We start from the raw sequence: 11976 nt of genomic DNA, 5'->3' as shown, positions 1-11976 counted from the left end.
CGGACAGGTAGCGCAGCAGCAGCCCCTCACAGCGGGCCAGGCCGTAGAAGCCGACGTACTCGGCGAAGGTCATGGCCCGTTCGTACATGTCCCGCACCACCGACTTGGGCGCGAGCTCGTGGTCGGCGACCCACGGGTGGCCGCGCCGGTACGTCTCGAGCGCGGCGCCGAGCAGGTCGTCGAGGGGCTTGGGGTAGGTGACGGCGTCCAGCAGCTCGAGGCGCTGCTCGTACTCGACGCCGTCCGCCTTCATCTGGGCGACGGCCTCGCCGCGGGCCCTGAACTGCTGGGCGGAGAGGACCTGGCGGGGGTTGTCCAGGGTGGCCTCGAGGACCGACACCACGTCCAGCGCGTAGCCGGGCGCGTCGCGGTCGAGCAGTTCCAGGGCGGCCAGGGCGAAGGGGGACAGCGGCTGGTTGAGGGCGAAGTCGAGCTGCAGGTCGACGGTGAGCCGGACGGTGCGCCCGGTCTCGTCCGGCACGGCGAGCTTCTCCACCACACCGGCGGCGAGCAGCGCCCGGTAGATGGCGATGGCCCGGCGGATGTGCCGGCGCTGGGCGGGCCGGGGCTCGTGGTTGTCGGTGAGCAGCCGGCGCATGCTGGCGAAGGCGTCGCCCGGCCGGTTGATCACGTTGAGGAGCATGGCGTGGCTGACGGCGAAGCTCGACGTCAGAGGCTCGGGCTCGGCGGCCACCAGCCGTTCGAAGGTCGCCGGGCCCCAGGAGACGAACCCCTCCGGGGGCTTCCTGCGGACGACCCGCCGCCGCTTGCGCGGGTCGTCCCCTGCCTTGGCCAGAGCGCGTTCGTTCTCCACGACGTGTTCGGGCGCCTGCACGACGACCGTGCCGACGGTGTCGTAACCGGCGCGGCCGGCCCGCCCGGCGATCTGGTGGAACTCCCGGGCGCGCAGGTGGCGGGTCCGCGTCCCGTCGTACTTGGACAGCGCGGTGAACACGACCGTGCGGATCGGCACGTTGATCCCCACACCCAGGGTGTCGGTGCCGCAGATGATCTTAAGAAGCCCTTCCTGGGCGAGCTGCTCCACCAGCCGGCGGTACTTCGGCAGCATGCCGGCGTGGTGCACGCCGATGCCGTGGCGGACCAGGCGGGACAGCGTCCGGCCGAACCCGGCGGCGAACCGGAAGTCGCCGATCGACCTGGCGATGGCGTCCTTCTCCGCGCGGCTGCACACGTTGATGCTCATCAGCGACTGGGCGCGTTCCAGCGCCGATGCCTGGGTGAAGTGGACGACGTAGACCGGCGCCTGGTGGGTGCTCAGCAGCTCCTCGAGCGTCTCGTGCAGCGCCGTGGTCACGTAGTGGTGGAACAGTGGCACCGGACGCTGCGCGGAGCGGACGACGGCGGTGGGCCGCCCGGTCCGGCGGGTCAGGTCCTCCTCGAACCGGCGGACGTCCCCGAGGGTCGCCGACATGAGGATGAACTGCGTGTCCGCGAGCTCGAGCAGCGGCACCTGCCACGCCCAGCCGCGGTCGGGGTCGGCGTAGAAGTGGAACTCGTCCATCACGACCTGCCCCACGCCGGCGGCGGCCGCGTCCCGCAGGGCGATGTTGGCCAGGATCTCGGCGGTGCAGCAGATGACGGGGGCGGTCTCGTTGACGCCGGCGTCCCCGGTCATCATCCCCACGTTGCCCGGCCCGAACGTGGCGCACAGGGCGAAGAACTTCTCCGACACCAGCGCCTTGATGGGCGCGGTGTAGAAGCTGCGCCGGCCGTGGGCCATCGCGGCGAAGTGCGCGCCGGCGGCCACCAGGCTCTTGCCGGACCCGGTCGGGGTGGCCACGATGACGTTGGACCCGGTCACCACCTCGATGAGGGCCTCGGCCTGGGCGGGGTACAGGGTCAGCCCCTGCTCCCGCGTCCACTCGGTGAACGCGTCGAAGATGCTGTCGGGGTCGGGATGCGGGGGCAGGCGGTCGGCGAGCGTCATGGTGCATCCGATCGTGCCCGACGAACCGGGCCGGACACCGCGCGGGCCGACGACACGACAAGGATCGCCGTACCACAAAGATCGACGTCCTGGCCGGGGTGTGGCCCTGACCAGGGGCGGCGCGCACGAGCGGGTGACCGGGATCGAACCGGCATGGCCAGCTTGGAAGGCTGGGGCTCTGCCATTGAGCTACACCCGCGGGACGTTCCAGAGACTCTACCCCGTAGGATGGAGGAGCAACGCCACGGGGCGTAGCGTAGTGGCTAGCGCGCCTGCTTTGGGTGCAGGAGATCGGGAGTTCGAGTCTCCCCGCCCCGACCGGTAATCTCGGCGCGTCCATCCGATCCACCGCCGCATCAGGAGTTAGCCGCGCCGTGAAGGCCACCAAGGAAACCCTTAGTCCCACCCGGGTCAAGCTGACCGTCGAGGTGCCCTTCGACGAGCTCAAGCCCTCTGTCGACGCCGCCTACCGCAAACTCGCGCGGGACGTCCGGGTTTCCGGCTTCCGGCCGGGCAAGGTGCCGCCGCGCATCCTCGACCAGCGCCTCGGCCGGGGGACGATCCTGGAGGAGGCCATCCACAGCGCACTGCCCCGGTTCTACACCGACGCGGTGCGCCAGGAGGAGGTCGACGTCCTCTCGCAGCCCGAGGTCGACATCAGCTCGTTCGCCGACGGCGCCCCGCTGGTGTTCACCGCCGAGGTGGACGTCCGCCCGGAGATCGCCCTGCCGGAGTACGACACCGTTGAGATCACCGTCGACGCTGCCGAGGTCACCGAGGAGCAGGTCCAGGCCCACCTGACGACGCTGCGTGAGCGGTTCGCCGTCCTCAGGCCGGTGGAGCGGCCGGTCCAGGCCGGTGACTTCATCTCGCTCGACCTGACCGCGACCGTCGACGGGGAGACCGTCGAGGGTGCCGACGCCGCTGGCCTGTCATACGAGGTCGGCAGCGGCGATCTCGTCGAGGGCCTCGACGAGGCGGTCACCGGCGCCGCCGAGGGCGAGAGCCGCACGTTCCGGACCGAGCTGCTCGCCGGGGAGCATACCGGGAAGGCGGCCGAGGTCACGGCGACCGTCCGCGGCGTCAAGGAGCGTGAGCTGCCCGAGCTCGACGACGACTTCGCGACCACCGCCAGCGAGTTCGACTCGTTGGCGGAACTGCTCGAGGACGTCCGGACGAGCCTCGGCCAGGGGGTCCGGCTCGGCCAGCTCAACCAGGCCCGGGAGCGCGTCCTCGACGACCTGATCGAGCGGCTCGACGTGCCGGTGCCGGATTCGGTCCTCGACAGCGAGGTCGAGGCCCGCGAGCACCGCCTCTCGCACGAGCTTGAGCGGCTCGGCCTCGAGCGGGCCTCCTACCTGGAGTCACTCGGCCAGAGCGAGCAGGAGTACCTCGACGAGATCCGGCGGCTGGCCGGGCGGGCGTTGCGCTCCCAGTTCATCCTGGACGCGGTGATCAACGTCGAGCAGATCGGCGTCGAGCAGGGCGAGCTGATGGAGCAGATCATCGGGCGGGCGCAGCGCGCGGGCCTGAGCCCGGAGATCTTCGCCCAGCAGATCTCCCAGGGCGAGGGGCTTGCCGCGATCATGGCGGACACCGTGCGCAGCAAGGCCCTCACCTTCCTGCTGGAGCAGGTGAAGGTCGTCGACACCGAGGGCAACGCGGTGGAGCTGGACCTGCCCCGCCGGCCGGAGCCGGTGGCCGACGATGACGCCGATGCTGACAGCGCCTACTACGACGTGGACGGCGACGTGGACGGCGACGTTGGTGACGACGTTGACGGCGATGCCCACGATGACGACGAGGTGGCCGGTGGCACTCAGGCAGGCCCCGCATCCGGTGTCTGAGCGTCCTGGCAGCTGACCGTCGTCGGGTGGACGAGGATCGTCCCGGCGCCTCGTCCACCCGGCTGGCATTCCGCCGCACCGACTGGTACCCCGCTCTCCGGGGCCCCGGTTGGTCGTCCGTCCGAGGTCTGTATGATACCCCGATGTCCGAATTGATCAGATTTCGGACTGGCCGGCCCTCACGCCCAGCGCGAACATCGAGCGTGAACTCCCGGAACCGACGCGAGTCACAGATAGTGTCGAGCCGGTCAGATCAACCGCCGCCAGCGCGAGGAAGCCGAGGAGCTAACCGTGAGTGATATCGCAGCCCCGAGCCTGGCAGTCCCGCAGCTGCGCTCGCCGGGGCAGGGTGGGGCCAGTTTCGACGAGCAGGTCTTCAACCGTCTGCTGCGCGAACGGATCATTTTCCTGGGCTCGGTGGTCGAGGACCAGATCGCCAACACGATCTGCGCCCAGCTCCTGCTGCTCAACGCCGAGGATCCGAACCGGGACATCTTCCTGTACATCAACTCTCCCGGCGGCTCGGTCAGCGCCGGCATGGCGATCTACGACACCATGCAGTACGTCGAGAACGACGTCGCCACGGTGGCGCTCGGCCTTGCCGCGTCGATGGGCCAGTTCCTGCTGTGCGCGGGCACGGTGGGCAAGCGCTACTCGCTGCCGCACGCGAAGATCATGATGCACCAGCCCTCCGGCGGTATCGGCGGTACCGCGTCCGACATCGCGATCCAGGCCGAGCAGATGCTCTACACCAAGCGGATGATGCAGGAGCGGATCGCGTTCCACACCGGCCAGCCCATCGAGCAGATCGAGCGGGACTCCGACCGCGACCGGTGGTTCACGGCAGAGGAGGCCAAGGACTACGGCTTCGTCGACCACGTCGTCTCGCGGGCCCGCCAGGTCCCCAGCGAGGGCCCGGTCAGCTAGAGCCAGCCGAGCCGGGCCGGTTCAGGCGGGCGTCGACCGCCTGAACCGGCCGACACCTGCCCGGCCACCGCCGGGCCGGCTCGAAGAACCCGCGGGACGCTCGGCCCGCACCGTCGACATCTGCCACCGATCATCACAAGCCGTCGGGGAGGCACCCGGACATGAACCAGACGATCACCGGTCAGGGCGACATCAGCCGTCAACCCGTCAGCCGATACGTCCTGCCGCGCGTCATCGAGCGGACCAGCCGGGGCGAGATCGCTCTCGATCCCTACGAGAAGCTCCTGCGTGAGCGCATCATCTTCCTGGGTGTGCAGATCGACGACACGTCCGCCAACGACGTGATGGCGCAGCTGCTGTTCCTGGAGTCCGAGGATCCGGACCGCGACATCTCGATCTACATCAATTCGCCGGGCGGGTCCTTCACCGCGCTGACGGCGATCTACGACACCATGCAGTTCGTCCGGCCCGACATCCAGACGATCTGCATGGGGCAGGCGGCATCGGCCGCGTCGGTGCTGCTCGCCGCCGGCACCCCGGGCAAGCGTTTCGGGCTGGAGAACAGCCGTATCCTGCTGCACCAGCCGTCCGGGCAGGGCGAGGGCCAGTCCAGCGACCTGGAGATCCAGGCCCGGGAGATCCTGCGGATGCGCGCGCTGCTGGAGCGGATATACGCCCGGCACACCGGCCGCGGCGAGGAGGAGATCCGCCGGGACATCGAGCGGGACAAGATCCTCAGCGCGGCCGAGGCCAAGGAGTACGGGCTGATCGACGAGGTCATCTCGACGCGCAAGACCTCCCGGCTGGCGGCCACTCAGTCGGCCACCCGCTGACGGCTGCGGGCGCGGCGAAAACCATGACCGCCTTGCTTCCGCCCCCCGGAGGACCGGGGGAGCCCGGCACCGCGCGGGCTCCGGGCCGGCCCCGCCGGCCCGGAGCGCCGCGCCTTGCCGGCTGCCCGGGGGGGCGCGCAAGGCGTGCGGTCGTGTCGCTCCCGGCTGTCCGTGGGGGCCTCCGGGGCTGTTTCCCCGCGATGTCAGGGGTGTATCGGGCGGCGGGTGATCAGAGGGCCGGCCGGCCGGCGCGGTGGCGGCCGTGCGCACGGCCTGCCTGGGCGCAATCCGTACGGCGCGGGCGTCTGGGGATGTGGCCGCCGGACCGTAGGCTGATCCCCGCGAGCCGCGCGATAGAGCTCTCACCGGGCGTCTGTACGGGGTACGGTCCCCACACGAGGATGTGACGGCCATCAGCCCGATGTCGCCGGCCATGTGCAACAGTCGGTAACGCGGGCAGGATAGTAACAGACAGGCGACGACTGGGCGGCCAGACCGCCCCTGAGCTGCAGGCGACACCATCGTCTGGACGAAGGGACTGAGTCCTCGGTGGCACGCATAGGTGACGGCGGCGACCTGCTCAAGTGCTCGTTCTGCGGCAAGTCCCAGAAACAGGTGAAGAAGCTCATCGCCGGGCCGGGTGTCTACATCTGCGACGAGTGCATCGATCTCTGCAACGAGATCATTGAGGAGGAGCTGTCGGAATCCTCCGATCTCAAGTGGGACGAGCTGCCGAAGCCCCGCGAGATCTACGAGTTCCTGGACAGCTACGTCGTCGGCCAGGAGCAGGCCAAGAAGACCCTTTCGGTTGCCGTCTACAACCATTACAAGCGGGTCCAGGCCGGGGGTGCCGGCGGCGACGCCAAGGGTGACGTGGAGCTCGCCAAGAGCAACATCCTGCTGCTGGGGCCCACCGGGTGCGGCAAGACGCTGCTCGCGCAGACCCTCGCCCGGATGCTCAACGTCCCGTTCGCGATCGCGGACGCGACGGCGCTCACCGAGGCCGGCTATGTGGGCGAGGATGTCGAGAACATCCTGCTCAAACTCATCCAGGCCGCCGACTACGATGTCAAGAAGGCCGAGACCGGCATTATCTACATCGACGAGGTCGACAAGATCGCGCGTAAGTCGGAGAACCCGAGTATCACCCGGGACGTCTCCGGCGAGGGGGTTCAGCAGGCGCTGCTGAAAATACTGGAGGGGACGACCGCGAGCGTGCCGCCCCAGGGCGGTCGCAAGCACCCCCACCAGGAATTCATCCAGATAGACACCACAAACGTCCTGTTCATCGTCGGTGGAGCTTTTGCCGGGCTTGACCGTATCATCGACTCGCGCGTCGGCAAGAAATCCCTGGGATTCCGGGCGGTTCTGCACGGGAAGGACGATCCGGACGCCGCGAACGTCTTCTCCGACGTCATGCCGGAGGACCTGCTCAAGTACGGGATGATTCCCGAGTTCATCGGCCGTCTGCCAGTGATCACCAGTGTCTCGAACCTCGACCGGGAAGCGCTGATCCGCATTCTCACCGAGCCGAAGAACGCACTGGTCCGGCAGTACAAGAAACTGTTCGAGCTGGACGGGGTCGACCTCGACTTCACCGCGGACGCCCTCGACGCGATCGCGGACCAGGCGATCCTGCGCGGGACCGGCGCCCGCGGGCTGCGCGCGATCATGGAAGAGGTCCTGCTGTCGGTCATGTACGACATCCCCAGCCGCAAGGACGTCGCCCGGGCCGTGGTGACGCGCGAGGTCGTCCTGGAACACGTCAACCCGACGCTGGTGCCGCGCGACCGTGACGTCACCTCGTCCAAGCGGACCCCTCGCCAGGAGAAGTCGGCCTGAGGTGGGAGCGGACGACAACCGGACGGGCGGCGGCGGGGCGGACGACGGCGGCCTCGCCCGGGTCGAGAAGGCCCTGGCCGGACGTTTCCCGCACCGCATGCTCCCGGACCTCGACCGCATGCGCGACCTGGTCGATCTGCTGGGCCAGCCGCAGCGGGCCTACCCGTCGATCCACCTGACCGGGACCAACGGCAAGACCTCCACCGCCCGGATGACGGACTCGCTGCTGCGCGCGTTCGGGATCCGGCCCGGCCGGTACACCTCCCCGCATCTGGAGAGCGTCACCGAACGCATCAGCCTGGACGGCCGGGTCGCCGCGCCGGAGGTCTTCACCCGGGCCTACGACGACGTCATCGCCTACGCGGAGCTCGTCGACGGCCGGCATCCGGAGAAGGTCACCTTCTTCGAGCTGCTGACCGCGATGGCCTTCTCGGCGTTCGCGGACGCGCCGGTCGACGTCGCCGTCATCGAGGTCGGGATGGGCGGGACCTGGGACGCGACCAACGTCATCGACGCCGGGGTCGCGGTCGTGACCCCGGTCTCCATCGATCATCCGGAGCTCGGGGACACCCCGGAGGCGGTGGCCGCGGAGAAGGCCGGGATCATTCACCCGGGCGCGCTCGTCGTGCTCGCCCAGCAGCCGCTGCCGGCCGCCGAGGTGCTGCTGCGCCGGTGCGCCGAGGTGGGGGCGACGGTGGCGCGGGAGGGGCTGGAGTTCGGGGTCCTCGGCCGTACCATCGCCGTCGGCGGCCAAATGATCACTATTCGTGGTCTCGGTGGTGTCTACGAGGACCTCTTCCTGCCCCTGTACGGGCAGCACCAGGCCCACAACGCCGCGTGCGCGCTGGTGGCCGTCGAGAGCTTCCTCGGCGGCGGCCGGGAGCGGCTGGACATCGAGGCGGTGCGGGCCGGCTTCGCCCAGGCCGACTCCCCGGGGCGCCTGGAGGTGCTCCGCCGCTCACCCACGGTGCTGCTGGACGGCGCGCACAACCTCGCGGGCGCGCGGGCGCTCGTCCAGGCGCTGGACGAGGCGTTCGGCTTCGGCCGCCTCGTCGGCGTCGTGGGGATACTCGCCGACAAGGACGCCGCCGGCATCCTCGCCACCCTCGAGCCGGTGCTGCACGACATCGTCGTCACCCAGAGCGGGTCACCGCGGGCGATGCCCGTGGACGACCTGGCGGCGGCCGCGGTGGACGTCTTCGGCCCCGACCGGGTGGAGGTCGCCGCCCGTCTGGACGACGCCCTCGACGCCGGTGTCCGGCTGGCCGAGCGGGACGGTGACCTCGGCGGTGCCGGGGTCGTGGTGACCGGATCGTTGGTGACGGTGGGTGAGGCTCGCCACCTGTTGCGCCGCTGACGGGTAGGTTGGCCGGCAGGCGTTGACCAACGGACGCCGGCCGGCATCTGTTGGTCGATGGATGTCGGCCACGGCGGATGTTGGCCGACAGATGTGTGCCAGCGGATGCGGGCCGACAGATGCGGACCGACAGATGTTGGCTGACGGATGTCCGTTGGTAGATGTTGCCGGTGGGCCGGACGTGGCGTGGCGGTGGATAACGTGGCGTGGCGGTGGATAAGGTCCACAGCAGCCGCCGGAGGACCGCGGCTGTCCACGCGAGCAGCTATGAGCAGCTATGAGAAGGAGTTCCGTGTCCGTCGAACGCACCCTCGTTCTGGTCAAGCCCGATGGCGTCAGCCGTGGCCTCGTCGGCGAGGTCGTCGGCCGGCTGGAACGCAAGGGGCTGACCCTGGTCGCCCTTGAACTGCGCACCCTTCAGCGCTCGGTCGCCGAGACCCACTACGGCGAGCACGCCGCCAAGCCGTTCTTCGGCGAGCTGGTCGACTTCATCGTCTCCGGCCCGCTGGTCGCGCTGGTGGCCGAGGGCCCGCGGGCGGTCGAGGCGGTGCGCGGCCTGATCGGCGCCACCGACCCGGTCAAGGCCGCCCCGGGATCCCTGCGCGGCGACTACGCCCTGGAGATCGGGCAGAACCTCGTCCACGGCTCGGACTCGCCCGAGTCCGCCAAGCGCGAGATCGACCTGTTCTTCCCGGGGCTCAGCTGACAGCCGGCCCCGCCCGGCCCGGGGAGCCGTTCCGGCCCTGAGGACGCGGAACGGGTGTGGCTGCGTCGGTGTGGCGTGCCGGTGGCGTGCCGCCCGCCGGCACGCCACACCCGGCGGACGGGTCCTGTTCCGTGCAGGTCTGGTTCACGCGGGTTACATTCGTGAGGGTTACGTAATGTTGTTACTCCGGGTGCCTTCATCGGGTTGTCTCGGGTAGCATTCTTGCTACTCCGAGTGTTAGAACTGATCCTACGGGCCGGGGCTGACAGCCCCGGTGGCCCGGCGTGGTGCGTGAACCGTCGCGCGCCACGTGTCCCGCACACCCATGGCAGGCTCGAGGGGCCCGGTTCACGCTCTTTGGTGTCTGCAACAGCGTCTCTACTGGATTGCCGGACTACTGGACTAGTGGATGGGGCCCGTCGAACAAGCAGTGGACACGAGATCGTTACGGACACCGCCTGCCTTGTACACCCCGCACACCCTGCGTGCGCACCCAGACCCCACACCCGGGAAGGCCGGCATCCGACGATGTCCAGTTCGCTGTCGTTCCTAGGCCGTGACATGGCCGTGGACCTTGGCACCGCCAACACCCTCGTCTACGTCCGTGGCCGCGGAATCGTCCTGAACGAACCCAGCGTGGTCGCGATAAACACCACCACGACGGGCATCCTCGCCGTCGGCACCGAGGCGAAGCGGATGATCGGCCGCACGCCCGGCAACGTCGTCGCGATCCGTCCGCTCAAGGACGGCGTCATCGCGGATTTCGACACCACCGAGCGCATGCTGCGCTACTTCATCCAGAAGGTCCATCGGCGCCGGCACTTCGCCAAGCCGCGGCTGGTCGTCTGCGTCCCCTCCGGCATCACCGGGGTCGAGCAGCGGGCGGTGAAGGACGCCGGCTACCAGGCCGGCGCGCGCAAGGTCTACATCATCGAGGAGCCGATGGCCGCGGCCATCGGAGCCGGCCTGCCGGTGCACGAACCCACCGGCAACATGGTGGTCGACATCGGCGGCGGCACCACCGAGGTGGCGGTGATCTCCCTCGGCGGGATCGTGACCAGCCAGTCCATCCGGACCGCCGGGGACGAGCTGGACACGGCCATCATCTCCTACGTCAAGAAGGAGTACTCGCTCATGCTCGGTGAGCGGACCGCGGAGGAGATCAAGATGGCCATCGGCTCCGCGCACAAGATGTCGGACGAGCCGAGCGCCGAGATCCGCGGCCGGGACCTGGTCTCGGGCCTGCCCAAGACCATCGTCGTCACCGCCGAGGAGATCCGTAAGGCGATCGAGGAGCCGGTGAACGCGGTCATCGACGCGGTCAAGGTCACCCTCGACAAGTGCCCGCCGGAGCTCTCCGGCGACATCATGGACCGCGGGATCGTGCTGACCGGTGGCGGAGCGCTCCTGCGCGGCCTGGACGAACGCCTGCGCCACGAGACCGGCATGCCGATCCACATAGCCGACAACCCGCTGCACTCGGTCGCGATGGGCTCCGGCAAGTGTGTGGAGGAGTTCGAGGCGTTGCAGCAGGTACTCATCTCCGAGCCCCGTCGCTGACCGTCCGCGGGTACGGGGGTTCTCTTCAGGTACGGAGGCCGGTGGTGGGACGTGACACCCGGCGTTCCCGCGTGATCATAATCGTGTTGCTCGTCGTGGCCTTTACCCTGATCACCATCGACTACCGTTCGAGCGAGCGCTCGTCGGGCGTGCGCGGTGCCCTGCGCGAGGTGTTCGGCGGGGTCGAGGGGGCGGTCACCGCGGTGACCCGTCCGGTCGGGCGCACCCTGTCCGCGCTGGCCCATCCCAACCGGTACCAGAAGCGTGCGGACGCCCTAGCCGCGGAAAACGCCGAGCTGCGCCGGCGCCTCGCCGAGGACGACGAGGTGCGGCGGCAGGCCACCGAACTGTCCAGCCTGCGGCTGCTCGCCGACCACGGGCAGTACACGATCATCCCGGCCAGGGTCATAGCGATCGGTGACATCACCGGGACGGACTGGACGGTCACGATCAACGCTGGCAGCGCCGACGGCGTCACCCCGGACAAGCTGGTGATCGACAACGACGGGCTGGTCGGCACCGTCCTGACCGCCACCGCCCATGCCGCCGTGGTACGGCTGGTGTCCAGCCCGGCCAGCCACATCGGCGCCCGGCTGGAGAACACCAGGCTGCTCGGCGCGGTGGCCGGCGGGGGCACTCCCGGCAGCCTGGCCTTCACCCTCTACGACGCCACCCTCCAGGTGAAGACGGGTGATCGCCTTGTGACGTTCGGCAGCAACGACTATGCCGGTGGGGTGCCGATCGGTGTCGTCACCAAGGTCCTGGACTCCGGCGGGGGGCTCTCGCGCTCGGCCGAGGTCACCACCTTCGCGGCCCTGGGCTCGCTGGACCTCGTCGGCGTTGTCGTCGGCCGGCCCGCCGCCGATCCGGGCGACCGGCTGCTGCCGCCACGCCCGGTGCCACCGCCGGCCGCCGCGCCGCCGGCCGCCGCATCACCGGCCGCCGCATCACCGGCC

Annotated in this window: 9 protein-coding genes and 2 tRNA genes; 9 read left to right on the top strand and 2 right to left on the bottom strand. The window is 69.7% G+C overall.

All coding sequences use genetic code 11. The annotated features are described in order from the left end of the window. Nucleotides 1–1948 (bottom strand): DUF3516 domain-containing protein (locus NBW84_RS16700; RefSeq protein ID WP_250285665.1); only part of this gene is annotated, 1948 nt, incomplete at its 3' end. A 128-nt stretch (nucleotides 1949–2076) separates the two neighbouring features. Beyond that, a tRNA-Gly gene (locus NBW84_RS16695) sits at nucleotides 2077–2147 on the bottom strand. A 46-nt stretch (nucleotides 2148–2193) separates the two neighbouring features. On the opposite strand from NBW84_RS16695, the gene NBW84_RS16690 reads away from it, so the two are divergent. The 9 genes from NBW84_RS16690 to mreC all read left to right on the top strand — a co-directional run. After that, a tRNA-Pro gene (locus NBW84_RS16690) sits at nucleotides 2194–2266 on the top strand. A gap of 56 nt (nucleotides 2267–2322) precedes the next feature. Then, entirely contained in the window at nucleotides 2323–3795 is a 1473-nt protein-coding gene (gene tig / locus NBW84_RS16685) for a trigger factor (RefSeq protein ID WP_250285664.1), read from the top strand. 291 nt (nucleotides 3796–4086) lie between these two features. Continuing rightward, nucleotides 4087–4722: an ATP-dependent Clp protease proteolytic subunit gene (locus NBW84_RS16680; protein WP_250285663.1), complete on the top strand. Its 636-nt coding sequence runs from the start codon at nucleotides 4087–4089 to the stop codon at nucleotides 4720–4722. Between the two features lie 161 nt (nucleotides 4723–4883). Beyond that, entirely contained in the window at nucleotides 4884–5555 is a 672-nt protein-coding gene (locus tag NBW84_RS16675; RefSeq protein WP_250285662.1) for an ATP-dependent Clp protease proteolytic subunit, read from the top strand. Between the two features lie 549 nt (nucleotides 5556–6104). Further along, nucleotides 6105–7397 carry an ATP-dependent Clp protease ATP-binding subunit ClpX gene (clpX, locus tag NBW84_RS16670; protein WP_250285661.1) on the top strand — a complete coding sequence of 431 codons (1293 nt, stop codon included), beginning with the start codon at nucleotides 6105–6107 and terminating at the stop codon, nucleotides 7395–7397. Nucleotide 7398: 1 nt separating this feature from the next. Continuing rightward, the gene (locus tag NBW84_RS16665; RefSeq protein WP_250285660.1) at nucleotides 7399–8754 is read left to right on the top strand and encodes a bifunctional folylpolyglutamate synthase/dihydrofolate synthase; all 1356 of its coding nucleotides are present in this window, start codon (nucleotides 7399–7401) and stop codon (nucleotides 8752–8754) included. 292 nt (nucleotides 8755–9046) lie between these two features. Continuing rightward, complete coding sequence (ndk, locus tag NBW84_RS16660) at nucleotides 9047–9460, top strand: nucleoside-diphosphate kinase (protein ID WP_250285667.1); 414 nt, start codon at nucleotides 9047–9049, stop codon at nucleotides 9458–9460. Nucleotides 9461–9988: 528 nt separating this feature from the next. Then, on the top strand, nucleotides 9989–11020 hold the full coding sequence (locus NBW84_RS16655) for a rod shape-determining protein (RefSeq protein WP_013872948.1): 1032 nt from the start codon (nucleotides 9989–9991) through the stop codon (nucleotides 11018–11020). Nucleotides 11021–11064: 44 nt separating this feature from the next. Continuing rightward, on the top strand, nucleotides 11065–11976 hold a 912-nt coding region (mreC, locus tag NBW84_RS16650), incomplete at its 3' end, for a rod shape-determining protein MreC (RefSeq protein ID WP_250285666.1).

Origin of the sequence: Protofrankia sp. CiP1_Cm_nod2, assembly GCF_920664355.1 — a bacterium.
In the GTDB taxonomy this organism is placed as follows: Bacteria; Actinomycetota; Actinomycetes; order Frankiales; family Frankiaceae; genus Protofrankia.
Note: the sequence above shows the minus strand (reverse complement) of the source record. Positions and strands in the feature narration are given on the sequence as shown.